The following is a 24217-nucleotide window of genomic DNA, read 5'->3' as shown; positions in this document are numbered from 1 at the left end:
GAGCGGGTCCGGGAGTTGGCCCTGACATGACGAAGCCCGCCGCGCCCCGCGCCCTGTCCGACGAAGAGCTCTCCGAGCTGCTGAGCACGCAGCAGTTCGGCACCCTCGCCACCAACAAGAGCAGCGGGCATCCGCACCTCACCACCATGCTCTTCCACTGGGACGCAGCGGAGCGCGTCGTGCGGTTCTCCACCACCGCCGACCGCGTCAAGGTCAGGCAGATCCGGCGCGACCCGCGCGCGGCCGTGCACGTCCCGGGCGGGGACGTCTGGTCGTTCGCCGTGGCCGAGGGCGAGGCCGAGGTCTCCGAGGTCACGACCACTCCGGGTGACGCGACGGGGCGTGAGCTGCTCGCGATGGTGCCGGAGGCCGCGCGGCCGCGGGGCGAGGACGAGGCCGCGTTCCTGGAGCAGCTGGTCGCCGAGCGCCGGGTGGTCATCCGGCTGAAGGTCTCCCGGCTGTACGGGACGGCGCTCGACATCAGCGGCTGAGGCGCTCCGGCCCTGACCGCGCGACCGCGTGGGGGTCACGCCGCGGCGGTCTTGCCCTCCCGGCCCTCTTCCTCCCGGCCCTTCTCCTCCCCGCCGCTCCCGGTCCGGCCGCCCTCCTCGCTCCGTGGCGGCGGAAGTGGCGGCAGGGCCGGCAGTGCCGGCCGCGGCGGCGGTGGGCCCGGGCGGGGTGCCGGCGCGGGGTGTGGCGGCGGTGGGCCCGGGCGGGGCGGGAGCATGTGGGCGTCGATGTAGGCGAGGGCCGCCGTGTTCCGCTCGTGGGCCGGCCAGGACGCCACCCACGTCCGCAGCCGTGCGGTGATGCGGGCCCGCTCCGCCCGGTCGAACCCGCCGCTGAGGAGCAGCGCGTGGCAGCGGCTGACGATCCCGTCGTTGTGGCGGAAGACCGTGGGGTCCATGGAGAACGGCAGCGCGATCCACCTGCGGAGGCAGTCGTCGGCCCACGCCGCCCCGATGCCCGTACGGAACTGCTGGGCCAGCGTCGAGATGAGGGCGTCGAGCACGCCGTTGACGTTCGACGGAGGGCCGTGGCGTTCGGCGTGGTCGAGGCACAGCTCGACGGTGCGGAGCCAGTCGCGGGCGCCCTCCCACGTCCGCACGTACGGCCACACGTGGAACCCGGTGCCCGCCATGCGCGGGACGAGGTCCTCGTTGTCGGTGTTGGTGCGGGCCCAGTGGAGCAGGGCGCGGTAGATCGTCGGGCTCATCAGGCGCTGGCGCAGCACCCACTTGCTGAGGAACGTGAAGTCCTGCTCCGGCGTGTGCAGGCCGACCCAGGTGTCGACCATCTCCCGTATCTCCGGGGGAGTCTCGCCGCGCGGCAGCTGCTTGAGCAGCGAGCCGAGGACGAAGTCGGCGTCCTCGTTGGTGTGGTGGGACGCGAGCCAGGTCCGGGCGGAGGCGACCGCCTTCTCCGCCGTGTCCGGGTCCAGGTCCGTGCGGGACAGCAGGAGCTTCAGGACGAAGTCGGCGTCATGGGTGTGGGTGTGCTTCTCCAGCCACCTGAGGGCGGAGGTGACCGCCTTCTCCGACGCGACCGGGTCGAGGTCGGTGCGGGACTGCAGGCGGTTGAGGACGAACCGGGCCTCTTGCGTGGCGGCGTGGTGGTCGAGCCAGACGAGGGTGGCCTCGACCGTCGTCGCCGCCGAGTCGGCGTCCAGGTCGGTGCGGGACAGCAGCGGGTGGAGGACGAAGCGGGCCTCCTGCCCCTTGACGTGCCGGCCCAGCCACGTGAGGGACGCCGCGATCGCCGTCGCCGCCGAGTCGGCGTCCAGGTCGGTGCGGGACAGCAGCGGTTCGAGGACGAAGCCGGCCTCCTGGGTGGCCGTGTGCCGCTCCAGCCACGTCAGGGCCGCGGAGACCGCCTTCTCCGCTCCCTCGGGGGCGAGGTCGGTGCGGGAAAGCAGCGGATTGAGGACGAACTGCGCCTCCTGCGCGGAGGCGTGGAGGGCCAGCCAGACGAGCGCGGCCGAGACCGCCTGGGCCGTCTCGTCGGCGAGTAGCTCCGGGCGGTGCAGGACCGGGGCCAGGACGAAGCTCGCCTGCCCGAGCTCGCGGTGCCGCGCCAGCCACGACCACACCGTGGGCAGCAGCAGCCGGGCGCCCTCCTCGGGGAGGTGGTGGAGGCCCCGGTAGAGCAGGTGGCGGGCGGCGACGCGGGAGCCGTGGTCCGCGAGCCAGGGGCTGACCACCTGCGACCAGCACTGGACGGCCGAGACGGACCACGGCGCGCCCGAGCAGACTGCGCCGAGGGCGTAGCCGCCGACGCCGGGGTCGATCCGCAGGAGGGCGCCGAGGTCCGCGGCGTGCTGGGTGAACCACGCGTTCAGCACGGCGGAGACCGGCCCCGAACGGTCCGCGAGCGCGAGGTCGTTGACGACCCGCCCCAGGTTGAGCGCGGCGCGGCCCACCGCGCGGGGGCTCACGAGACACCCGGCGAGCAGGGCGTGGGCCCCGTCGGTGTCGGGCGCCTCGTCCCGCTCGGGCAGGAGGACGGACTCCACCAGCTGGTCGGTGACGAGGTCGTGGGCCACGGTCAGCGTGCCGTCGGGCTCGGTCTCCAGCCAGCCGAGGGAGAGGAGGGTCGCGACGACGTCCTCGGCGCGCGGGACGGCGCTCTGGGCCGCCGCCGGTACGCCGGTGCCCTGCTGTGCCGCGAGCGCCATGGCCTCCCCGAGCGCCGTCAGGGCCGCGCGGGCCGCCGCCGTCACGTCCTCGCGGGCCTGCGGGCACGCCGCCGTGGCAGCGGCGGCGGCCACGAGCGAGTGGGAGGCGCGTACGGGGACGAAGGCGTGCTCGCGGCCCGGAAGACCCAGGTCGTCCTCGCCGAGCCGGCTCCTGAGCCACCGGGGGATCTCCCCGCCCTCGCGCAGCCCCGTCAGGTCGGGCAGGGACAGGCCCGAGGTGACGCGCCGCTCCACCTCCCGCGCGACGAGCAGCGCGACGATCGGGCGGTGCCCGCAGATCTCCCGCATCCGGCCGATGGTGTACCGCTCCGTCGCCACCGGGGCGAGCGCGTGCAGGGCGTTGTCGGCGACCTCCTTCTGGAAGTCGTCGTCCTGGCGCAGCTCCACCTCGTCGAACAGGTCGTGCAGCTGCCCCCGGTTGGCCTTCCGCAGCCAGCCGGGGCGTACGGACGCGAGGATCGCGACCTGGATGTCGCGGCGGCGGGCCTCCGGGATGAGGCGGTGCCGCAGCGCCGGCAGGTCGAGCTGCGATTCGTTGAGGTAGTCGACGACCACGAGGGCCGGTGTCGGTTCCGCGTAGACCTGCTCGGCGATGACCTCGGTGACGGAGCCGTCCTCGCCCGGCAGGACGTGCAGGACCCGCCAGCCCGCTTCGAGGGCGATCCGGCCCACCTCGATCCCGGCCCGGGTCTTGCCCGTACCGGCCGCGCCGACGAGCAGCACGCCCCGGTCTCCCGAACTGACGAGCCGGACGAAGAGGTTGGCGGGTTCGGCCGGGTGGTCGGGTCCCGGGGAGACGAAGGAGAGCTGCTCGGAGGTGAGGTTCTTCTTGAAGTCACCGAAGCCGCTGACGAGTTCGTGCTGCGGGATGACCGCGCGCAGCAGCGGCTCCGGTTCGGGCGGTTCGTCGCCGAGGGGTACGGGCCGGGGCTCGTACCGCACGCCGCCCAGGGCGAGCTGGCGGCAGAGGTCCGGGTCGTCGAGGGCGTCGGCGATCGGTTCGGCCTCGGCGCCGCTGATGCCGGCGGCGGGCAGCCGGTGCGCCTGCACCCCGATGAGGAGCCCGCCGGTGGGGGTGAGGAAGGCGGCGCCCGACATGCCCCGCCACGGGTCGCCGTCGCCGCCGCCGGGCGGTCGGGGCGCGGTGGTCGTGTACTGGAGGTCGAGCAGCCTCGACTTCAGGTTGGAGCCCAGCAGGACGAACCCCTCGGCCTGCCGGCTGTCCCGCCGGCGCAGGCCCGTGACGCCGGGTTCCTCGTCGCGGGTCGCGAAGGCCGGGAAGCCGATCCCGATGAAGGGCACGCTGCCCGCGCCCTCCGGCAGGACGCCGAAGGACACCGGCTGCACGGTGTCCGCGGGGGCTTCGTCGAGGCGTAACAGGGCCAGGTCCCGGCCGTTCTTGCCGCGCCACACGGGTGTCGCGGGCAGCGCGGTGTCCCCGCCGCCGAGGCGGACGGTGCACGTGCCCGGGTTCGGGTCCTCGCCGAAGAGATGGTCCACGGTGAGGACGAGCCGGTGTGCGATGCGGTAGCCGGAGCCGTACTCCGCCTTGCCGTTCCCCGTGACGACGACCTCGGCCACCCGGGCCGTGTCGGGCACTGTCACGGGCCGCTCAGCCGGCGCCGAGGAGGTCGGACACGTCGTCGCCGGTGCGGACCTTCTGGCCGGTCGCGGCGTCCTCTGCGGTGAGCGTCATCCGGACCGTGTGCGTCTGGCCGCTCTTCGCGCCGGCCTTGCCGCCGAGGGAGACCACCCAGAACTTCATGCCCGCGTTCGCATCGGCCGACTTCTCCACGGAGACCTGGAGCTCCAGGTCGATGGAGTCGATACGGAACTTCACGTCCTGGTCCGCCGCTTCGAGCCGGGCGCGGCCGATCTCCGATCGCAGTGAGGCCAGCAGGTCGGCGAGTTCGATGTCCATGCTCATGGGACCCCCGTGGTCGTGCGCAGCGGTACCGGTCAAGTGTTGCAGAAGGGTGTCGAGTTCGGCAGTGGTCCGGTGGGCCGGTGTGGCCGGTCGGCCCGCCCTCGGCAGAAATCAAAGCAAGCATGCTTGATTGTTTTCTGGTTCGCTGCCATGCTCCGGGGCACGCCGTCGTGCCGTCGCCGTGTCCCGAGGGGAGCGCACCGTGTCCGATCCCGCCGTCGTCCTCGACGATCTGCGCGAGGAGAGCGAGGAACTCGACCTGCTGGTAGCAGAGTTGGGCGAAGAGCAGTGGGGTGCCGCGACCCCCGCGCCCGGCTGGACCGTCGCCCACCAGATCGCCCACCTCGCCTGGACCGACCGGGCGGCCCTCCTCGCCGCCACCGACCCCGAGGCCTTCGCCGCCGAGACCGCGAAGGCCCTCGCCGCCCCCGACCGCTTCGTCGACGAGGGCGCGGAGGAGGGCGCGAAGCTGCCGCCCGCCGAGCTGCTCGCCGCCTGGCGCGCGGGCCGCGAGCGCCTCCAGGAGGCCCTGCGCGCGGTCCCGCCCGGCGCGCGTTTCCCCTGGTACGGGCCGCCGATGAGCGCCCCGGCCATGGCCACCGCCCGGCTCATGGAGACCTGGGCGCACGGCCAGGACGTCGCCGACGCCCTCGGGGCGGTCCGCACCCCCACGGCCCGGCTCCGGCACGTCGCGTGGATCGGCGTCCGCGCCCGCGACTACGCCTTCCTCGTGCGGGGAATCCCGGCGCCCGCCGAGCCCTTCCGTGTGGAACTCGCGGGTGTCGACGGGGAGATGTGGGCGTACGGCCCCGAGGGCGCCGCCCAGACCGTCACCGGCCCCGCCCTCGACTTCTGCCTTCTCGTCACCCAGCGCGTCCATCGCGACGACACCGCGCTCCTCGCGCACGGCCCCGACGCCGAGCGCTGGCTCACCATCGCCCAGGCCTTCGCCGGCCCGGCGGGCCCGGGCCGCGCGGCCGAGGGGGCGGAACAGTGACCCGGCACGGCGCCCCCGCCGGCCCCGGCCTCCCCGCCGGCCCCGGCCTCCCCGCCCGCCCCGTCCTCCGGATCGGCAACGCCTCCGGCTTCTACGGCGACCGCTTCGCCGCCGTCCGCGAGATGCTCACGGGCGGTGAACTCGACGTCCTCACCGGCGACTACCTCGCCGAGCTGACCATGCTCATCCTCGGCCGCGACCAGCTCAAGGACCCGGGCGCCGGATACGCCAGGACCTTCCTGCGCCAGATGGAGGAGGGCCTCGGCCTCGCCCACGAACGCGGGGTCCGCATCGTCGCCAACGCGGGCGGCCTGAACCCCGCCGGCCTCGCCGAGGCCCTGCGCGCGCTCGCCGAGAAGCTGGGTCTGCCGACCCGGATCGCCCACGTCGAGGGCGACCGGCTCCCGCCCCGCGACGGGGTGCTGACGTCCAACGCCTACCTCGGCGGGGCCGGCATCGCCGCCTGTCTCGCCGCCGGCGCCGACGTCGTCGTCACCGGCCGGGTCACCGACGCCGCCCTCGTCACCGGACCCGCGCAGTGGCACTTCGGCTGGGGCCCGGAGGAGTACGACAGGCTCGCGGGCGCGGTCGTCGCCGGGCACGTCCTGGAGTGCGGCACGCAGGCCACCGGCGGCAACTACGCCTTCTTCGCCGGTCACGACCCGGCCCTGTTCCGCCGCCCCGGCTTTCCGCTCGCCGAGCTCCACGCGGACGGCAGCGCCGTGATCACCAAGCACGCGGGGACGGGCGGCCTCGTCGACGTCGGCACGGTCACGGCCCAGCTGCTCTACGAGACGGCCGGCGCCCGCTACCCCGGCCCCGACGTGACGGCCCGGCTCGACACCGTACGGCTCGGCCAGGAAGGCCCGGACCGGGTCCGGATCCACGGCGTGACGGGCGAGGCCCCGCCCCCCGCCCTCAAGGTCGGCCTCAACCGCCTCGGCGGCTTCCGCAACGAGGTCGTCTTCGTCCTCACCGGCCTCGACGTCGAGGCCAAGGCCCGGCTCGTCCGCGAGCAGATCGAGGACGCCCTGGCCGACTCCCGCCCCGCGGACCTCCGGTGGGAGACGGTCCGCACCGACCGCGAGGACGCCGCCACCGAGGAGACCGCGAGCGCGCTGCTCCGGCTCGTCGTCCGCGACCCCGACCCCGAGGCCGTCGGCCGCACCCTGACCGGCGCGGCGATCGAACTGGCCCTCGCGAGCTACCCCGGCTTCCACGTCACCGCCCCGCCCGGCAGGGGCGCCCCCTACGGGGTCTTCACCACCGCGTACGTCCCCGCCGGCGACGTCCCGCACACGGCGGTCCTCCCGGACGGGACCCGCCAGGAGATCCCCGCACCGGTACGGACGCTCGACCTGGCCGCCGTACCCGACCCGGAGCTTCCGGAGCCGTTGGCGCATGGGCCTGTCACAAGGGCCCCCCTCGGCCGGATCGCCGGGGCCCGCAGCGGCGACAAGGGCGGCGACGCCAACGTCGGCGTCTGGGTCCGCACGGACGAGGAGTGGCGCTGGCTCGCGCACGCGCTCACCGTCGAGGCGTTCCGCGAACTCCTCCCGGAGACCGCCGACCTGCCGGTCGTCCGGCATGTCCTCCCGCACCTGCGGGCGGTGAACTTCACGATTGCCGGACTGCTCGGCGACGGTGTCGCCTCGCAGTCCCGCTTCGATCCTCAGGCCAAGGCGCTCGGCGAATGGCTTCGCGCCCGCCACTTGGCCATCCCGGAGGTACTGCTTTGAACCCTCTCCCTCGGCAAGCGAGGGAGATTCCTGGCTCACGCTGCTCGGATGCTCAGCAAGCGTCCGAGTCTGACGCGATCAGCACCAGTCGGGTTGGAACCAGCCCGATTTCCCCAAACGAGGAGGTTGTTGTGCCAGCTTGGTTCTCGCGAAGCACGCCGCGACTTTACCATCGGGCGCAGGAAGTCTCGTGACCTTCATCACTTCCGCCCTCGACACCGGCGGACCCGAGTACCGAGAGCACCGCTCCGCGATGCTCGACAAGCTCGCCGCCCTCGACGCCGAGCACGCCAAGGCCCTCGCGGGCGGCGGCGAGAAGTACACCGCCCGGCACCGGGGGCGCGGCAAGCTCCTCGCCCGCGAGCGCATCGAGCTGCTCGTCGACCCCGACAGCCCCTTCCTGGAGCTGTCGCCGCTCGCCGCCTGGGGCAGCGACTACCAGGTGGGCGCCTCGCTCGTCACCGGCATCGGGGTCGTCGAGGGCGTCGAGTGCCTGATCACGGCCAACGACCCGACCGTGCGCGGCGGCGCCTCCAACCCGTGGACGCTGAAGAAGGCCCTGCGGGCCAACGAGATCGCGTTCGCCAACCGGCTCCCGGTCGTCTCGCTGGTCGAGTCGGGCGGCGCCGACCTGCCCTCCCAGAAGGAGATCTTCATCCCGGGCGGGGCGCTCTTCCGCGACCTCACGCGTCTCTCCGCCGCCGGCATCCCGACCGTCGCGGTCGTCTTCGGCAACTCGACGGCCGGCGGCGCGTACGTCCCCGGCATGTCCGACCACACCGTGATGATCAAGGAGCGGTCGAAGGTCTTCCTCGGCGGCCCGCCGCTCGTGAAGATGGCGACGGGCGAGGAGAGCGACGACGAGTCCCTCGGCGGCGCCGAGATGCACGCGCGGACCTCCGGCCTGGCCGACCACTACGCCGTCGACGAGACGGACGCGATCCGCCAGGCCCGCCGGATCGTCGCCCGCCTCAACCACCGCAAGGCGCAGGCCGATCCGCCGCTCGCGGCGCCGCCCACGTACGACGAGGACGAGCTCCTCGGCATCGTGCCCGGCGACCTCAAGACGCCCTTCGACCCGCGCGAGGTGATCGCCCGGATCGTCGACGGCTCCGACTTCGACGAGTTCAAGCCCCTCTACGGGACGTCCCTGACGACCGGCTGGGCGCGGCTGCACGGCTATCCGGTCGGCATCCTCGCCAACGCGCAGGGCGTGCTGTTCTCCGCCGAGTCGCAGAAGGCGGCGCAGTTCATCCAGCTCGCCAACCAGCGCGACATCCCGCTCCTCTTCCTCCACAACACCACCGGCTACATGGTCGGCAAGGAGTACGAGCAGGGCGGCATCATCAAGCACGGCGCGATGATGATCAACGCCGTCGCGAACTCGCGCGTCCCGCACCTCTCCGTCCTCATGGGCGCCTCGTACGGCGCCGGGCACTACGGCATGTGCGGCCGGGCGTACGATCCCCGCTTCCTCTTCGCCTGGCCCAGCGCGAAGTCCGCCGTCATGGGCCCGCAGCAGCTCGCCGGCGTCCTGTCGATCGTGGCGCGGGCGTCCGCGGCCGCGAAGGGGCAGCCGTACGACGACGAGGCCGACGCCGGTCTCCGCGCGCTCGTCGAGGCGCAGATCGAGTCGGAGTCCCTCCCGATGTTCCTCTCGGGGCGGCTGTACGACGACGGGGTCATCGACCCCCGCGACACCCGCACGGTCCTCGGGCTGTGCCTGTCCGCGATCCACACGGCACCGGTCGAGGGCGCGCGCGGCGGCTTCGGCGTCTTCCGAATGTGAGGGCTCTGATGATTTCGACCGTACTGGTCGCGAACCGCGGCGAGATCGCCTGCCGGGTCTTCCGCACCTGCCGTGAGCTGGGCATCTCCACCGTCGCCGTGTACTCCGACGCGGACGCCGGCGCCCTGCACGTCCGCGAGGCCGACGCGGCCGTACGCCTGCCGGGGGCGGCGCCCTCGGAGACGTACCTGCGCGGCGACCTCGTCGTGAAGGCGGCGCTCGCGGCGGGCGCCGACGCCGTCCACCCCGGCTACGGCTTCCTCTCCGAGAACGCCGACTTCGCGCGGGCCGTGACGGACGCCGGCCTCGTCTGGATCGGCCCGCCGCCCGAGGCGATCGAGGCGATGGCCTCGAAGACCCGGGCGAAGGAGCTCCTGGGCATCGCCCCCCTGGCGGACGTGACCGAGGCCGACCTGCCCGTCCTGGTGAAGGCGGCGGCGGGCGGCGGCGGCCGGGGCATGCGGATCGTCCGGGAACTGGCGGCGCTGCCGGAGGAGTTGAAGGCCGCGTCTGCCGAGGCCGCGAGCGCCTTCGGGGACGGCGAGGTGTTCGTCGAGCCGTACGTGGAGAACGGCCGGCACGTGGAGGTGCAGGTCCTCGCCGACACCCACGGCACGGTCTGGGCGCTCGGCACCCGCGACTGCTCCCTCCAGCGCCGCCACCAGAAGGTGATCGAGGAGGCCCCGGCGCCCGGTCTGCCGGACGAGCTGCGGGCATCCCTCCGCGACACCGCCGTCCGCGCGGCGGAGGCCGTCGGCTACGTCGGCGCGGGCACCGTCGAGTTCCTGGTGGCGGACGGCCGGGCGCACTTCCTGGAGATGAACACCCGGCTCCAGGTCGAGCACCCGGTGACGGAGGAGGTGTACGGGGTCGACCTGGTCGCCCTCCAGCTCGCCGTCGCACAGGGCGAGGCGCTGCCCCCGGAGCCCCCGGCCCCGAGCGGCCACGCGATCGAGGCCCGCCTCTACGCCGAGGACCCGGCCCGGGGCTGGGCGCCCCAGACGGGCGTCCTGCACCGCTTCGAGGTCCCCCGCGAGGGCCGCGTCCGGGTCGACACGGGATACGTCTCCGGGGACGAGGTCGGCATCCACTACGACGCGATGCTCGCGAAGGTCGTCGTCCACGCCCCCACCCGCGCCGAGGCCGTCCGCAAGCTCGCCCACGCCCTGGAGCGGACCCGGATCCACGGCCCCGCCACCAACAGGGAGCTGCTCGTCGCCTCGCTGCGCCACCCCGAGTACGCCGCGGCGGAGAGGCTGGACACCGGCTTCTACGAGCGGAACCTCACCGCCCTGACCGTCGCCCCCGAGGGCGCGGAGTACGCGGCCGTCGCCGCCGCACTCGCCGAGGCGAGCGCCAACCGCGCGCGCTTCGGGGGCGGTTGGCGCAACCTCCGCTCCCAGGACGAGACGAGGGCGTACGGCGACACCGAGATCCGCTATCGGCCGACCCGCGACGGCGGCTACGAGGTGACCCTGCCCGAGGGGGTGCGGGTGGTGTCGGCGGGGCCCGACCGCGTACGCCTGGAAGTGGGCGGAGTCGTCCGGGACGTCGACGTCACCGCGTACGAGGACGGGACCGTCCACGCGGGCCCCCACCGCCTCACCCCCCGCCCCCGCTTCCCCGACCCCGCCGACCAGCGGGAGCCCGGCTCGCTGCTCGCCCCCATGCCCGGCACCGTCGTCCGGCTCGCGGACGGCCTCGCCGTCGGCGACCGGGTCGCCGCCGGGCAGCCGCTCCTCTGGCTGGAGGCCATGAAGATGGAGCACCGCGTCACCGCTCCCGCCTCCGGCACGCTCACCGCGCTCCACGCCGCCCCCGGCCGCCAGGTCGAGGTCGGTGCCCTGCTCGCCGTCGTACAGACCGAAGCAACGGAGGAAGACCCCGTATGAGCACCCTCATCGAGACCGAAGAGCTGTCCGCACTCCGATCCGCCGTCTCCGCCCTCGGTCACCGGCACGGCCCCGGCTTCGACCGGGCCGCCCTGTGGGCCGAGGCGGGGAAGCTCGGCTACCTCGGGGTGAACCTGCCCGAGGAGTACGGGGGCGGGGGAGGCGGCATGGCCGAGCTGTCGGTCGTCCTGGAGGAGGCGGGCGCCGCCGGGGCCCCGCTCCTCATGATGGTCGTCTCGCCCGCGATCTGCGGCACGGTCATCGCCCGCTTCGGTACGGACGAGCAGAAGCGGGCCTGGCTCCCGGGCCTCGCGGACGGCTCGAAGACGATGGCCTTCGGCATCACGGAACCCGACGCGGGCTCCAACTCGCACCGCATCACGACGACCGCGACCCGCACCGAGGAGGGCTGGGTCCTCAACGGCCGCAAGGTCTTCGTCTCGGGCGTCGACATCGCCGACGCGACCCTGATCGTGGGCCGCACGTCCGACGCCCGCACGGGCAGCCTCAAGCCCTGTCTCTTCATCGTCCCGCGCGACGCCCCGGGCTTCGGTCGACGCCACATCGAGATGGAACTCGACGCCAACGAGAAGCAGTTCGAGCTGACCCTCGACGACGTGCACCTGCCGGCGGAGGCGCTCGTCGGCGACGAGGACGCGGGCCTGCTCCAGCTCTTCGCCGGCCTCAACCCGGAGCGGATCATGACGGCGGCCTTCGCGATCGGCATGGGGCGGTACGCCCTCGCCCAGGCCGTGAAGTACGCGAAGGAGCGCCAGGTCTGGAAGGCGCCGATCGGCGCCCACCAGGCCATCGCGCACCCCCTCGCGCAGGCCCACATCGAGCTCGAACTGGCCCGCCTGATGATGGCGAAGGCGGCCCATCTCTACGACGCGGGCGACGACATGGGCGCGGGCGAGGCCGCCAACATGGCGAAGTACGCGGCGGCGGAGGCCTGTGTGCGGGCGGTCGACACCTCGGTCCACACCCTCGGCGGCAACGGCCTCACGAAGGAGTTCGGGCTCGCCCGCCTGGTCACCGCGGCCCGCGTGGCCCGGATCGCCCCGGTCAGCCGGGAGATGATCCTCAACTTCGTGTCGCACCAGACGCTGGGGCTGCCCAAGTCGTACTGACCCGGGCAGCCCGCCGCGACCACGTCAGCTGACGTGGTCGTACTTCCAGCCCGAGGCGATCTTGACGCGGGCGGAGAACGTGTACGCGCCGCGCAGGCCGCGGGCCGAGTAGCGGTACACGTCACCGCCCGGGGTGACGGCGACCAGGTCGGCCCGGCCGTCGCCGTCCATGTCGCCGGGCGAGGCCAGGTGCTCGTACGCATACCAGCCGTGGCCGACGTAGGCGCGCGGAGCGAACGGAGCGGTGGAGGACCCGGTGCCCGCGTGCACGTACAGGACCTCGCCCTCCCGGGAGACCAGGTCGGGGCGGCCGTCGCCCGTGACGTCCCCGGGGCCGATCAGGATGTCCCTCGACCAGTTCGTGCCGATCCGCACGGCCGGGCCGAGGTACGCGGGCGAGTGACTCTTCAGGCCCAGGTGGAGGAAGACGCCGCCCTGGTGGTCCATGCCGACGAAGTCGGCCTCGCTGTCGCCGTTGACGTCGCCGGGCGAGACCTTGATCAGGTAGTTCAGGTAGGCGCTGCCGCTGCCGACCTGGTGGCCGAGCGGGCTGCCGCCCTCCTCGCGCCACATCATGAGGCCGCGGTTGTCGGCGGTCAGCACGTTGGCCCGGTCGACCCCGTCCAGGGCGTACCCGTTGACGGTGGGCCAGTGGTAGGCGAAGTCCCCGGCCCCGGCGTACTGCCTGGCCGCGGTGAGCCTGCCGTCCGCCAGCGTCCCGTGGGTGAAGGCGGTGCCCGCGCCGTTCACGGTGAACAGGTTGTGCTTTCCGTACGCCGGTACGCCGCCCTGGCCGAGGTAGTACGAGAGGCTCTGGCCGCCGCCCCCGTAGTACGTCCGTGTCCCGAACTTGCCGCCGCCGACGGAGAGGTACCGGTAGAACTCGCCGCTGTACGTGCGGGCCAGGAGGTCGGCCCTGCCGTCGCCGTCGAGGTCGTCGGCGCCGATGATCTGGTTGTACGTGTACCAGCCGCCGCCGATCAGGACGCGGGCCTTGAAGGGGACGGTGGCCGAGCCGGTGCCCTTGTAGAAGTAGAGGTCGCCGCCCGGCGTCCTGGCGACCATGTCGGCGATCGCGTCGCCGTCGAGGTCGTTGGTGCCGACGAGCTGGTCGTAGACCTGCCAGCCGTTACCGACCTTGGCGCGGGTCCTGAACGGGCCGCCGTTGTCGATCGTGCCCTTCCCCGCGTACAGGTAGAGCGTGCCGTCCGGGGTGCGGGCCAGCAGGTCCTGGTGCCCGTCGCCGGTCAGGTCGCCGGGGGCGAGGACCTTGTTGTAGATCTGCCAGCCGTATCCCGACCAGTCGGCCGTGCCGGCGGAGGTGGGGCTGTCGCCGCGACGCAGCACGAGGCCGCCGTCGGCATGGAGCGTCAGCAGTTCCGGGGTCGCGGTTCCCGTGAGGTCGTCCGCCGGCAGGATCTCCATGCCGGGGTGGCTGAGCGCGAACGGCGCGCTGGTGCCGGTCTTCGACAGGGATATCCGCAGCTCGCCGGTGGCGGCCGACCGGTAGACCCGGTCGCTGCGGCCGTCACCGTCCCGGTCGAAGCGGGGCTTCGCCGGGGTCGCGGCGGGGGCCGCGTCCGCCGTCGGTGACGTGGGGCCGACGGACAGCAGACCCACGCCGAGCGCGAGGGCCGCGCAGGCCGCGAGGCGGCGCGTTTGGAGCAAGGTTTCTCCTGGGGCGACGAGCAGAACAGGATCGGGAGCGTCCGGATCCTAGAGCCCGCCGGAATCGGAAAAGAAGATCTTCCGCGTACAACCTTTCACCGACCCGGTCGTGCGCGTGCCCGGTCGTGCGCGTGCCCGGCCGTGCGCGTGCCCGGCCGGGCGTCGGGTCGTCGGGCGGTTCAGTCCTCGTCCTCCCCGGCGGCGTGGCTGCCGGCCAGGACCGTGACCTCGGAGATCCAGCGCCGGACCTCCTCTGCGAAGTCCACCCGGCCGAGGTCGTGGTGGGCGGCCACGTAGCGGAGGGCCGGGGGCTTCTTCTCCCAGTACTGCGTGCCGAGGGCGGCCCTGCGGAGGTAGATCTCGCAGCCGACCGGGTTGGCGCGGAAGGTCAACTCCAGCTCCTTCGGCCGCCCCTCGCCCCCCGACCGGTCGACGAGGAGGAATCCCTGCACGAGATAGACGTGGTACTCGGTACGGGGGATGTATCCCGTGAAGACGCGCGACCCCTCCAGCGCGTACCCCTCGCCGGCGAAGGCGTCGAACACGGCCTCGTGCAGGGGCGTACCGGTGATCCGGACGGGGTCGTCGTCCGTCTGGGCCTTGACGCCCTCGGCCTCGACCTCGGTGTTCAGTCCCAGGTGGACCCCGAGCTGCTGCCCCCGCACCTCCGACAGCGGGGTCTCCCACTTCAGCCGGTGCTTGATGGGCAGCCGCCGCTCCTCGCCCTTCCTGAGCGTGAACCAGCCGCTCACGCTGGGGTAGTCGTACACATCGCCCTGGCGCTCCCCGTCCCCGTCCCCCTTGTGCGCGACCGACACGTTGGCGGCGATGCGCAGGCTGATGGACTTCACCTCCACGTCCCGGTCGGGGGCGCGGACCACGACCTCCCCGGTGAGGATGCCGCCCGGCAGTGCCGGCTCGGACTGCACGATCGTGTCTATTTCGAGCGGTACGCCGCCGATGCCCAGAAGACGCTTGAAGACCATGCGCGCAGGCTAGCCGCTCACCCGACGGCCGTTCCCTCCAGTTCGATCAACTGCCCGGGAATCGCCAGCCGGACGACCCCGAGCATCGTGGTCGCGGGTGCCGCGCCGGCGGCGCCCAGCCGTCCCGCGAGCACGCCGTAGTGCGGGAACAGCCCGTCGACGTCGGTCGTGTAGACGTTGAGACGGACGAGGTTCGCGAGGGTCATGCCGGCCTCGGCGAGCACCGCCTCCAGGTTCTCGACGCTCAGGGCCAACTGCGCCGCCATGTCGCCCTCGTGCAGGGGCTTGCCCTCGGCGCTCATCGCGGTCTGCCCGGAGACGTACAGGGTTCGGGTGTGCCCGGAGACGAGCTCGCCCTGGTTGAACCCCATCTCCAGGGACCACGTCACCGGGTTGATCGCCGTTCGCTCCATCGCCATGTCGGTCGACTCCATTTGCTTCTCGGGTTCTCGGGTTCTTTCGCTTCCTCCGGTGAGCCTTCCGGTAAATCACGACACCCTCCGTCATGTATTCCGTTAGCTTTTTCGCATGCGCGCCGATCGGCTGGTCTCCCTGGTGCTCCTGCTGCGCCGGCACGGCCGGTTGACCGCGGACACGCTCGCCCGCGAGCTGGAGGTGTCCACCCGAACCGTGCTGCGCGACATCGAGGCGCTGTCCGTGGCGGGCGTCCCGGTCTACGCCGAGCGCGGCCGGCACGGGGGCTTCTCCCTGCTGCCCGGCTTCCGGACCGAGCTCACCGGGCTGAACCACGACGAGGCCCTCGCCCTGCTGACCGCCGGATCGGGGCGCGGCGAGCAGGTGCTCGGCCTCGGCTCGGCGCTCGCCTCCGCCGTGCGCAAGGTGGTCGACGCGCTGCCCGAGAGCCGGCTGGCCACCGCGAGCGACGCGGCCCGGCGTTTCCTCGTCGACCCGGAGACCGACCTGCTCTCCCGGCGGCCGGTCACCGACGAGGTGCCCGACGCCGTCATGACCGAGGTCCGGCGCGCGGTGCTCGCCGGGCACAAGCTGCGCATCCACTACGCGGCCGCGGGACAGGCGCCGCAGTGGCGCACGGTGGACCCGATCGGTCTCGTCACCGTCAGGGACCGGGGCTACCTGCTGGCCACGAGAGCGGGCGAGGACCGCACCTACCGGCTGTCGCGGGTGGTGGCCGCCGAGGAGCTCCCCGAAGCGGCGCAGCGGCCGAACCGGGTCGATCTGGACCGGATCTGGCGGGAACGCTCCGCGCGGTTCCTCGCCGACGGCCACATCACCGTGCTGGTGCGGGTGAACCCGGCGCGCCGGGAGGACCTGCTGGACACCGCGGTGGCCGTCCGCGCGGAGGAACCCGACGAGGACGGCGGGCTGCGTCTTGAGCTGACCTATCAGGACGCGTGGCATGCCGAATGGGCGCTGTGGCAGCTCGGCACGGACGTGGAGGCCCTGGCCCCGCGGTCGTTGAGGGTCGCACTGCGGGACCGGGCCGCGGCGATCGTCGCCCGTTACGAGGACCCGTCCTGAGCCGAAGGGGACCCGATCCCGTCGGCCGACGTTCTTCCCGAAAATCATGCATGCGTGCTTGATTGTTTCGATGGAGTGCTGACAAGGTCTCCCCAAGTCGTACCGACACACGCGATCCTGGCGACCACCTTCCACCTCTCCCACCTCTCCAGGGGGCTTGCATGGTGTTCCACAGCGAGTACGAGGCCGTTCCGACCGTCTCCCTGCCGATCCACGACGCGGTGCTCGGCGGCGCAGCAGAGCGAGGTGACACACCCGCACTGATCGACGGAGCAGGGGAGTTCACCCTCACGTACGGGCAGGTCGACGCCTTCCATCGGCGGGTCGCCGCCGGGCTCGCCGAGGCCGGGGTGCGCAAGGGGGACGTGCTCGCGCTGCACAGCCCCAACACCGTGCTCTTCCCGGTCGCGTTCTACGCCGCGACGCGCGCGGGCGCCTCCGTCACCACCGTGCATCCGCTCGCCACGCCCGAGGAGTTCGCCAAACAGCTCCGCGACTCCTCCGCGCGCTGGATCGTCACCGTCTCACCGCTGCTTCCGGCGGCCCGCGCCGCGGCCGAACTCGCGGGCGGCATCGAGGAGATATTCGTCTGCGACCAGGCGCCGGAGGGCGAAGGCATCCGGTCGCTCCAGTCCTTCCTGGCCTCCACCGGCCCCGTCCCGGAACCGCCGATCGACCCCGACGAGGACGTGGCGGCCCTGCCGTACTCCTCCGGCACCACCGGCGTCCCCAAGGGCGTGATGCTCACGCACACGTCGATCGCCACCAACCTCACGCAGTTGGCCCCGCTGGTCCCGATGGGCCCGGGTGACCGCATCCTCGCGGTCCTGCCCTTCTTCCACATCTACGGCCTGACGGCCCTCATGAACGCCCCGCTCCGCCAGGGCGCCACCGTCGTCGTCCTGCCCCGCTTCGACCTCGACACCTTCCTCGGGGCGATCCAGAAGCACCGCATCAACGGCCTGTACGTCGCCCCGCCGATCATCCTGGCCCTCGCCAAGCACCCGGCCGTCGCCGACTACGACCTGTCGTCCCTGGAGTACATCGTCAGCTCCGCCGCCCCGCTCGACGCGGCCCTCGCCGAGACCTGTTCGGCCCGGCTCGGGCTGCCGCCGGTCCGCCAGGCGTACGGCATGACGGAGCTCTCCCCGGGCACCCACGTCACCCCGCTCGACGCGGTGAACCCCCCGCCCGGCACCGTCGGCAAGCTGCTGCCCTCCACCGAGCTGCGGATCCTCTCGCTCGACGACCCCGCGAAGGACGCGGCGCCCGGCGAGGCGGGCGAGGTCGCCATCCGGGGGCCGCAGGTCATGAAGGGGTACCTGGGGCGGCCCGAGGCCACCGCCGCGATGATCGACGGCGACGGCTGGGTCCACACCGGCGACATCGGACGCGTCGACGCCGACGGCTGGCTGTTCGTCGTCGACCGGGTCAAGGAGCTCATCAAGTACAAGGGCTTCCAGGTCGCCCCCGCCGAACTCGAGGCGCTCCTCCTGACCCACGAGGGCGTCGCCGACGCCGCCGTCATCGGCGTCACCGACGCCGAGGGCACCGAGACCCCCAAGGCCTTCGTCGTACGCCAGCCCGCGGCGCCCGGCCTGACCGCCGAGGACGTCATGGCGCACGTCGCCGCCCGGGTCGCCCCGTACAAGAAGGTCCGCGGCGTGGAGTTCGTCGAGAGCATCCCGCGGGCGGTGTCCGGCAAGATCCTCCGCAGAGAATTGAGGGACCGCGCATGACCCTGGTCGACATCACCGAGGAGCGGGGCGTCACCACCCTGGCCCTCGACTCCCCGGCCACCCGCAACGCCCTCTCCACCCACCTCGTCACCGAGCTCGCCGACGCCCTCACCGCCTGCGGCAAGGACCCGGCGGTCCGGGCGGTGGTCCTCACCCACACCGGCGGCACCTTCAGCGCGGGTGCCGACCTGAAGGCCCCGCCCAGCCCGTACGCCTTCGTGGACCTGCTCCGGCAGCTCGTCGAACTGCCCAAACCGGTCGTCGGCCATGTCACCGGGCACGTCCGGGCCGGCGGACTCGGCCTCCTCGGGGCGTGCGACGTCGTGGTGGCGGGGGAGGCGGCGGACTTCGCGCTGACCGAGGTACGCATCGGGGTCGCGCCCGCCGTCATCTCCCTCACCCTCCTCCCGAAGCTCGACCAGCGCGCGGCGGCCCGCTACTACCTGACGGGGGAGCGGTTCGGCGTGCCGGAGGCCGTCGCGATGGGCCTCGTCACGGCCGGGGCCGAGGCCCTCCCCGGCATCCTCGACGGCCTCCGCGCGGGCTCCCCGCAAGGCCTCCGGGAAGCGAAACGGCTGGTCACCGCTAGAGTCCTGGAGACCTTCGAACGCGACGCGGAGGACCTGGTGCAGAGGTCGGCCACGCTCTTCGCCTCCGCCGAGGCGCGCGAAGGGATGACGGCCTTCCTCGAACGACGGGACCCCGAATGGCGGCTTTGACCGCGCCCAGGCCGGACCGGAATCCCAAGCCGGACCGGAACCCCAAGCAGGACAGGAGCCGCGCCACCCGGCAGCGGCTCCTGGAGGCCGCGGTGGCCTGTCTGGCCGAGCGCGGCTGGGCGGGTTCCACGGTCGCCGTCGTCGCCGAACGGGCCGGCGTCTCCCGGGGCGCGGCCCAGCACCACTTCCCGACCCGCGAGGATCTCTTCACGGCGGCCGTCGAGTACGTCGCCGAGGAGCGCTCGCAGGCTCTGCGGACGCTCCGTACGGACACCCGCGAACAGGCCGTCGAGGCTCTCGTCGACCTCTACACCGGGCCGCTCTTCCGGGCCGCGCTCCACCTCTGGGTCGCGGCCTCCGACGAGGCCCAGCTCCGGGACCGGGTCACCGAGCTGGAGGCCCGCGTCGGCCGCGAGTCCCACCGGATCGCCGTCGAGGTCCTGGGCGCCGACGAGTCCCGCCCCGGCGTCCGCGAAACGGTCCAGGGCCTCCTGGACATGGCCCGCGGCCTGGGCCTCGCCACCCTCCTGACGGACGACCGCGCCCGCCGGGAACGGGTGGTGGCCCAGTGGGCGCGGCTGGTGAACGAGGCGCTGAGCGACTAGGCCCTGTCCGGCCTAGACGCCCGGGATCGCGCGCGCCCGGAAGGCGTCGCGTACGGCGCCCGCCGCCGCCGTGCCGTACATCTTCTGCGCCGTCGCGATCGTCGTCTTGGCCGCGGCCTCGAAGCTCGTGTCGGGGGCGAAGCCGAACTGGGCGTTGACGATGATCCGGTCGGCGGTCCTGGCGCCGAGCGAGGTGCGGATGTCGAGGAGCGCACGGGACCAGATCTCGCCGTCGGCGTGGACCTCGCCCTCGCGGTCCGCGTACGTCTTCGTCCCGTCGATCCGGCGCAGGCAGTGCGGCGCCTCGCTGTAGCCGGTGGCGTCCCAGTCGGCCACGCAGGCCGCGTCGGCCTTCAGCGGCCAGCCGTACTTCGTGGCCGCGTGCGTGCCGACCGCGACGGCGAGGTAGTCGCCGAAGGCCTCGCCGATCGCGCCGGACTCGGCGTTCGTGCCGAAGCCGGGCACCTGGGCGTCGTGCACGGCGTGGCCGTACTCGTGGACGATGACGTCGGCGTCCTCGGCGTCGTCGACACCGCCCTTGCCGAAGCGGATCTCGTCCTTCTTGTCGGTGAAGAAGGAGTTGTCGGCGCCCCACTGGTTGAGCCGGACCGGCTGCACGCGGTCGTTCGCCCCGGGCAGCTCGGTGCCGAAGCCGAGACCCTGGAGGTACTCCTGGGCCTCGTTGACCCAGAAGTACGCCATGACCTGCTCGAACTGGTCGTCCGAGCGGTTGTACGTGGTGGCGTCGGCGACCTTGGCGGGCTTGCCCGTCTCGGAGCGGACGGCCGCCCACTTCCCGGACAGGCCTCCGCTCGCGTCGAGGTTCCGGAGCGTGACGGTGGCGTAGGCGGAGGCGGGCACGTCGCTCGCCGCGTCCTTGTGGTCGGCGAGGGACTGGTCGCCGGAGGACTGCACCGGGTTCACCATGAAGACCCGGGCCTGCGGCAGGGTGGCCGCGACGGCCCCCGGGGAGGGGAGCAGGGCGGCGGCGGCCGTACCGGCGACGGCGGCCGCGGCGACCAGGCCACGCGAGGTGCGGCGGGTGCGGCGGGTCATGGACATCCTCCTGCGATGGGATGCTGCGACGGGAAGGTTGGCATGCGCGTGACATGCGTGGCGGTGATCTTCGCGCACGCCCACCGTTTTGGCCAGAGTCCGGAACTCGTACGTTCCGATGCCCGGGACGTGACGCCGACCACACCCCGTAGCGGCCCGCCGCAGTACGCTGTTCGCATGCCTTCGCTCGTACGCCGTCGCCACGTGGACTTCGTCCGCGTCACGAGCATGAGCTGTCGCCGCTCCGCCTGACCCCCCGACCTCCGGGCGCCACACTCCGCCCCCGGGTCCCCGGGTCCCTCGTTCAGAGCCCAAGCCCGACCGGCACCCGTGGCCCCCGCCCCACCCCTGGCGGCCGCCCGGGCACCCCGTACACCCCGCGGACGCACCCATGAATCGCAGCTCGTACCCCCTCCAGCAGTCGACCCGCAGCGCGCGCTCGCACGAGCCGGTGGACGGCTCGCGGATCCACCCCTCGTACGCCTCACAGCTCCCGATCGTCGACCTCTCCGCCGCCGACCGGGGCCCCCAGGCCCGCCGCCTGCTCCACGCCCAGCTCCACTCCGCCGCCCACGACGTCGGCTTCTTCCAGCTCGTCGGGCACGGCGTGAGCGAGGCCGAGACGCAGGCCCTCACCTCCGCCATGCGCGCCTTCTTCGCACTGCCCGAGGCCGACCGGCTCGCCCTCGACAACATCAACTCGCCGCACTTCCGCGGCTACACCCGCATCGGCGACGAGCGCACCGCGGGCGCCCGTGACTGGCGCGACCAGCTCGACATCGGCGCCGAGCGCCCCGCGCACGCCCCCGCGGCCTGGGAAGCCCCGTACTGGTGGCTCGAAGGCCCCAACCAGTGGCCCGAGGCGCTCCCCGAGCTCCGGACCGCCGCCCTGCACTGGATCGACCGGCTCAGCGGCGTCGCCCAGCGACTCCTGCACGAGCTGCTGACCTCGATCGGCGCGCCCGCGGACTTCTACGACGGGATCTTCGGCCCGCGCGCCCACCCGCACCTCAAGCTGGTGCGCTACCCGGGCAGCAGCGGCGAGGGCGACGACCAGGGTGTCGGCGCGCACAAGGACTACGGCTTCCTCACGCTGCTGCTCCAGGACCAGGTCGGCGGGCTCCAGGTCCAGCGGGAGGACGGGGAGTTCCACGACGTGCCGCCGCTGCCGGGCGCCTTCGTCGTCAACCTCGGCGAACTCCTCGAAGTGGCCACGAACGGCTACCTGATCGCGACGAACCACCGGGTGGTGTCCCCGCCCGGGGCGACGGAGCGCTACTCCGTGCCGTTCTTCTACAACCCGCGCCTGGACGCCCGGATCGCGCCGCTGACCTTCCCGTACGCCTCCGCGGCCCCGGGCGTCACGGACGACCCGGCGAACCCGCTGTTCGCCGAGTACGGCCGCAACGAACTGAAGGGCAAGCTCCGGGCCCACCCGCTGGTGGCGGCCCGCCACCACGCGGACCTGCTGCTGCACCCGGAGACGTACCCGGCGATGGCGTCCTAGGACAGGCCCCGGGGGGCTCAGCCGACGATGTCGGCGTACCCCTCGATCTCGCGCGGGTCCCGCTGGCCGGGACCCGTGTAGCGGGCCGACGGACGCACGAGCCGCCCGGTGCGCTTCTGCTCCAGGATGTGCGCCGACCAGCCGGCCGTACGGGCGCAGCTGAACATCGACGTGAACATGTGCGCAGGGACCTCGGCGAAGTCGAGGACGATGGCCGCCCAGAACTCGACGTTCGTCGCCAGGATCCGGTCGGGGCGGCGGTTGTGGAGCTCCTCCAGGGCGGCCTTCTCCAGCGCGGCGGCCACCTCGTAGCGCGGGGCGTCCAGCTCCTTGGCGGTCCGGCGCAGGACGCGGGCGCGCGGGTCCTCGGCGCGGTAGACGCGGTGGCCGAAGCCCATGAGCCGCTCGCCCTTGTCGAGGGCCTGCTTCACCCATGCGGTGGCGTCGCCGGTCCGCTCGATCTCCTCGATCATGCCGAGGACGCGGGAGGGCGCGCCGCCGTGCAACGGGCCGGACATGGCGCCGACGGCCCCGGAGAGCGCGGCGGCCACGTCGGCGCCGGTGGAGGCGATGACGCGGGCGGTGAACGTGGACGCGTTCATGCCGTGCTCGGCGGCGGAGGTCCAGTAGGCGTCGACGGCCTTGACGTGCTTCGGGTCCGGCTCGCCGCGCCAGCGGATCATGAACCGCTCGACGACGGACTGCGCCTTGTCGATCTCGCTCTGCGGGACCATCGGCATGCCCTGGCCGCGCGCGGACTGGGCGACGTACGAGAGGGCCATGACGGCCGCGCGGGCGAGGTCGTCGCGGGCCTGCTCGACGGAGATGTCGAGGAGCGGCTTGAGACCCCACACGGGCGCGAGCATCGCGAGCGCGGACTGCACGTCGACCCGGATGTCACCGGAGTGCACCGGGATCGGGAACGGCTCGGCCGCCGGCAGACCGGGGTTGAACGCGCCGTCGACCAGCAGGCCCCAGACGTTGCCGAACGAGACGTGGCCGACGAGGTCCTCGATGTCGACGCCTCGGTAGCGAAGGGCGCCGCCCTCCTTGTCGGGTTCGGCGATCTCCGTCTCGAACGCGACGACTCCCTCGAGCCCGGGTACGAAGTCGGACATCAGGCGGCTCCTCTATCGATGATCGATCAACCGTGCGGTGGTCGATGGTGGGGAATCAACAGTCATCCAGCGGAAGAGTCTGTACGGTTCCGATGATGCGGGGAAGCGTGACATCCGGCACACTGCGCCGATCCGGCGAGAGAGGATTAGGGCCGGGTGGTGCCGGGCAGGCTCAGGTGCTGCGGCAGGATGGCCCCGTGACCGATCCCGTGACCGACGCCCTGGATCCCGCCGACATGCGCGAGCAGTACCGCACCACGGAACTGACCGTGGCCGACCTCGCGCCCGAGCCGATCGCGCAGTTCTCCCGCTGGTTCAAGGAGACCGCGGAGAACCCGGCCATCCACGAGCCGAACGCGATGGTCGTCTCCACCGCGACCCCCGACGGCCGCCCGTCCTCCCGGACGGTCCTGCTGAAGCACTACGACGGGGCCGGCTTCGTCTTCTTCACCAACTACAGCTCCCGCAAGGGCGAGGAGCTGACCGCCAACCCGCACGTCTCGCTGCTCTTCCCGTGGCACCCGCTGGCCCGCCAGGTCATCGTCACGGGCCGCGCGGTCCGCACGGGCCGCGACGAGACCGTCGCCTACTTCCGCACCCGCCCGCACGGCTCCCAGCTCGGCGCCTGGGCGAGCCACCAGTCCTCGGTGATCGCCTCCCGCGAGGAACTCCTCACCCGCTACGAGGAGCTGGAGACCCGCTACCCCGAGGGCGAGCAGGTCCCGGTCCCGCCGGAATGGGGCGGCGTCCGGGTCGTCCCGGACGCGATCGAGTTCTGGCAGGGCCACGAGAACCGCCTCCACGACCGCCTCCGCTACGTCCGCGAGGACGAGACCTGGCGAGTGGAACGCCTCGCTCCCTGAGCGGTCGGCACAAGGCGTGGAGGTCCCGAAAACGCAGACGACCCGTGAGCCTTGGTCCCGTCCGCCTAGGTTCGGACAGGAGCCGGTCGGACTGACCGGCGACTCACGGGTCGGGTGACTGCGGTGGTGTTCGGCAGACAGGCCTGCCGAGGTGCACAGAGTGCGTGCGACGGCAGGCCTTAGCCCGCAGTCACCTCACGAGTCCGAAAAGAAACCATGTCTTCGGATCACCTCCTTTCGCGTGTACCCACACCCTAGGAAGCGCCCCCCACGCACCTCAACCCATT

The 24217-nt window shown here is 72.9% G+C and carries 19 protein-coding genes; 12 read left to right on the top strand and 7 right to left on the bottom strand.

Annotated features, from left to right (window positions below; translation table 11 throughout):
- Positions 1-26 precede the first annotated feature (26 nt).
- Complete coding sequence (locus tag SGA01_RS16100; protein ID WP_141297190.1) at positions 27-491, top strand: pyridoxamine 5'-phosphate oxidase family protein; 465 nt, start codon at positions 27-29, stop codon at positions 489-491.
- 35 nt (positions 492-526) lie between these two features.
- Here the strand turns inward: SGA01_RS16100 and SGA01_RS16095 are convergent, their stop codons facing one another.
- Together SGA01_RS16095 and SGA01_RS16090 are read right to left on the bottom strand one after the other, a co-directional pair.
- The gene (locus SGA01_RS16095) at positions 527-4300 is read right to left on the bottom strand and encodes a trypsin-like peptidase domain-containing protein (protein WP_141297189.1); all 3774 of its coding nucleotides are present in this window, start codon (positions 4298-4300) and stop codon (positions 527-529) included.
- Between the two features lie 7 nt (positions 4301-4307).
- Positions 4308-4622 (bottom strand): trypco2 family protein, encoded by a 315-nt coding sequence (locus tag SGA01_RS16090; protein WP_141297188.1) that lies wholly within the window; start codon positions 4620-4622, stop codon positions 4308-4310.
- Positions 4623-4824: 202 nt separating this feature from the next.
- Here SGA01_RS16090 and SGA01_RS16085 point away from each other — a divergent pair, with 202 nt between their 5' ends.
- From SGA01_RS16085 to SGA01_RS16065, 5 genes are all read left to right on the top strand, one after another.
- Positions 4825-5619, top strand: a complete 795-nt coding sequence (locus tag SGA01_RS16085) for a TIGR03084 family metal-binding protein (protein WP_141297187.1) — start codon at positions 4825-4827, stop codon at positions 5617-5619.
- Between the two features lie 71 nt (positions 5620-5690).
- The gene (locus SGA01_RS16080) at positions 5691-7358 is read left to right on the top strand and encodes an acyclic terpene utilization AtuA family protein (RefSeq protein ID WP_229918102.1); all 1668 of its coding nucleotides are present in this window, start codon (positions 5691-5693) and stop codon (positions 7356-7358) included.
- A gap of 190 nt (positions 7359-7548) precedes the next feature.
- Positions 7549-9147 (top strand): acyl-CoA carboxylase subunit beta, encoded by a 1599-nt coding sequence (locus tag SGA01_RS16075; RefSeq protein WP_141297185.1) that lies wholly within the window; start codon positions 7549-7551, stop codon positions 9145-9147.
- Positions 9148-9155: 8 nt separating this feature from the next.
- Positions 9156-11039: an acetyl/propionyl/methylcrotonyl-CoA carboxylase subunit alpha gene (locus SGA01_RS16070; RefSeq protein ID WP_141297184.1), complete on the top strand. Its 1884-nt coding sequence runs from the start codon at positions 9156-9158 to the stop codon at positions 11037-11039.
- Entirely contained in the window at positions 11036-12169 is a 1134-nt protein-coding gene (locus tag SGA01_RS16065) for an acyl-CoA dehydrogenase family protein (protein WP_141297183.1), read from the top strand. The genes SGA01_RS16070 and SGA01_RS16065 overlap by 4 nt, the downstream gene beginning before the upstream one ends.
- 24 nt (positions 12170-12193) lie before the next feature.
- Here SGA01_RS16065 and SGA01_RS16060 read toward each other — a convergent pair whose 3' ends face one another.
- From SGA01_RS16060 to SGA01_RS16050, 3 genes are all read right to left on the bottom strand, one after another.
- Complete coding sequence (locus SGA01_RS16060; protein WP_141297182.1) at positions 12194-13837, bottom strand: FG-GAP repeat domain-containing protein; 1644 nt, start codon at positions 13835-13837, stop codon at positions 12194-12196.
- 179 nt (positions 13838-14016) lie between these two features.
- On the bottom strand, positions 14017-14823 hold the full coding sequence (locus SGA01_RS16055) for a sporulation protein (protein WP_141297181.1): 807 nt from the start codon (positions 14821-14823) through the stop codon (positions 14017-14019).
- Positions 14824-14840: 17 nt separating this feature from the next.
- Complete coding sequence (locus SGA01_RS16050; RefSeq protein ID WP_141297280.1) at positions 14841-15236, bottom strand: RidA family protein; 396 nt, start codon at positions 15234-15236, stop codon at positions 14841-14843.
- Between the two features lie 115 nt (positions 15237-15351).
- On the opposite strand from SGA01_RS16050, the gene SGA01_RS16045 reads away from it, so the two are divergent.
- The 4 genes from SGA01_RS16045 to SGA01_RS16030 all read left to right on the top strand — a co-directional run bounded on the left by SGA01_RS16045 (position 15352) and on the right by SGA01_RS16030 (position 19386).
- The gene (locus SGA01_RS16045; protein ID WP_141297180.1) at positions 15352-16323 is read left to right on the top strand and encodes a helix-turn-helix transcriptional regulator; all 972 of its coding nucleotides are present in this window, start codon (positions 15352-15354) and stop codon (positions 16321-16323) included.
- Between the two features lie 161 nt (positions 16324-16484).
- Positions 16485-18062: a 4-coumarate--CoA ligase family protein gene (locus SGA01_RS16040; protein ID WP_141297179.1), complete on the top strand. Its 1578-nt coding sequence runs from the start codon at positions 16485-16487 to the stop codon at positions 18060-18062.
- Positions 18059-18781 (top strand): enoyl-CoA hydratase family protein, encoded by a 723-nt coding sequence (locus SGA01_RS16035; RefSeq protein WP_141297178.1) that lies wholly within the window; start codon positions 18059-18061, stop codon positions 18779-18781. The genes SGA01_RS16040 and SGA01_RS16035 overlap by 4 nt, the downstream gene beginning before the upstream one ends.
- Positions 18769-19386 carry a TetR/AcrR family transcriptional regulator gene (locus SGA01_RS16030; protein ID WP_141297177.1) on the top strand — a complete coding sequence of 206 codons (618 nt, stop codon included), beginning with the start codon at positions 18769-18771 and terminating at the stop codon, positions 19384-19386. Before SGA01_RS16035 ends, SGA01_RS16030 begins: the two co-directional genes overlap by 13 nt.
- Before the next feature lie 12 nt (positions 19387-19398).
- On the opposite strand, the gene SGA01_RS16025 is transcribed toward SGA01_RS16030, so the two are convergent.
- Positions 19399-20442, bottom strand: a complete 1044-nt coding sequence (locus SGA01_RS16025; RefSeq protein ID WP_141297176.1) for a M4 family metallopeptidase — start codon at positions 20440-20442, stop codon at positions 19399-19401.
- A gap of 391 nt (positions 20443-20833) precedes the next feature.
- Between SGA01_RS16025 and SGA01_RS16020 the strand changes: the two genes are divergently transcribed.
- The gene (locus SGA01_RS16020; RefSeq protein WP_229918063.1) at positions 20834-21949 is read left to right on the top strand and encodes an isopenicillin N synthase family dioxygenase; all 1116 of its coding nucleotides are present in this window, start codon (positions 20834-20836) and stop codon (positions 21947-21949) included.
- A gap of 17 nt (positions 21950-21966) precedes the next feature.
- On the opposite strand, the gene SGA01_RS16015 is transcribed toward SGA01_RS16020, so the two are convergent.
- Positions 21967-23067 (bottom strand): citrate synthase 2, encoded by a 1101-nt coding sequence (locus tag SGA01_RS16015; protein WP_055642003.1) that lies wholly within the window; start codon positions 23065-23067, stop codon positions 21967-21969.
- 236 nt (positions 23068-23303) lie between these two features.
- On the opposite strand from SGA01_RS16015, the gene pdxH reads away from it, so the two are divergent.
- On the top strand, positions 23304-23930 hold the full coding sequence (gene pdxH / locus SGA01_RS16010; protein ID WP_229918100.1) for a pyridoxamine 5'-phosphate oxidase: 627 nt from the start codon (positions 23304-23306) through the stop codon (positions 23928-23930).
- Positions 23931-24217: the final 287 nt, after the last annotated feature.

The sequence above is a fragment of the Streptomyces gardneri genome, from assembly GCF_006539185.1.
GTDB classification, from domain to species: domain Bacteria; phylum Actinomycetota; class Actinomycetes; order Streptomycetales; family Streptomycetaceae; genus Streptomyces; species Streptomyces gardneri.
The sequence above is the reverse complement of the archived record's forward strand: the minus strand, read 5'-3'. Positions and strand labels throughout refer to the sequence as shown.

Bases quoted from the DNA above. Each gene is read 5' to 3' on its own strand.
- SGA01_RS16100 (WP_141297190.1), top strand. From the start codon at position 27: ATGACGAAGCCCGCCGCGCCCCGCGCCCTGTCCGACGAAGAGCTCTCC.
- SGA01_RS16090 (WP_141297188.1), bottom strand. From the start codon at position 4,622: ATGAGCATGGACATCGAACTCGCCGACCTGCTGGCCTCACTGCGATCG.
- SGA01_RS16070 (WP_141297184.1), top strand. From the start codon at position 9,156: ATGATTTCGACCGTACTGGTCGCGAACCGCGGCGAGATCGCCTGCCGG.
- SGA01_RS16065 (WP_141297183.1), top strand. From the start codon at position 11,036: ATGAGCACCCTCATCGAGACCGAAGAGCTGTCCGCACTCCGATCCGCC.
- SGA01_RS16055 (WP_141297181.1), bottom strand. From the start codon at position 14,823: ATGGTCTTCAAGCGTCTTCTGGGCATCGGCGGCGTACCGCTCGAAATA.
- SGA01_RS16050 (WP_141297280.1), bottom strand. From the start codon at position 15,236: ATGGAGCGAACGGCGATCAACCCGGTGACGTGGTCCCTGGAGATGGGG.
- SGA01_RS16045 (WP_141297180.1), top strand. From the start codon at position 15,352: ATGCGCGCCGATCGGCTGGTCTCCCTGGTGCTCCTGCTGCGCCGGCAC.
- SGA01_RS16040 (WP_141297179.1), top strand. From the start codon at position 16,485: ATGGTGTTCCACAGCGAGTACGAGGCCGTTCCGACCGTCTCCCTGCCG.
- SGA01_RS16035 (WP_141297178.1), top strand. From the start codon at position 18,059: ATGACCCTGGTCGACATCACCGAGGAGCGGGGCGTCACCACCCTGGCC.
- SGA01_RS16030 (WP_141297177.1), top strand. From the start codon at position 18,769: ATGGCGGCTTTGACCGCGCCCAGGCCGGACCGGAATCCCAAGCCGGAC.
- SGA01_RS16025 (WP_141297176.1), bottom strand. From the start codon at position 20,442: ATGACCCGCCGCACCCGCCGCACCTCGCGTGGCCTGGTCGCCGCGGCC.
- SGA01_RS16020 (WP_229918063.1), top strand. From the start codon at position 20,834: ATGAATCGCAGCTCGTACCCCCTCCAGCAGTCGACCCGCAGCGCGCGC.
- SGA01_RS16015 (WP_055642003.1), bottom strand. From the start codon at position 23,067: ATGTCCGACTTCGTACCCGGGCTCGAGGGAGTCGTCGCGTTCGAGACG.
- pdxH (WP_229918100.1), top strand. From the start codon at position 23,304: ATGCGCGAGCAGTACCGCACCACGGAACTGACCGTGGCCGACCTCGCG.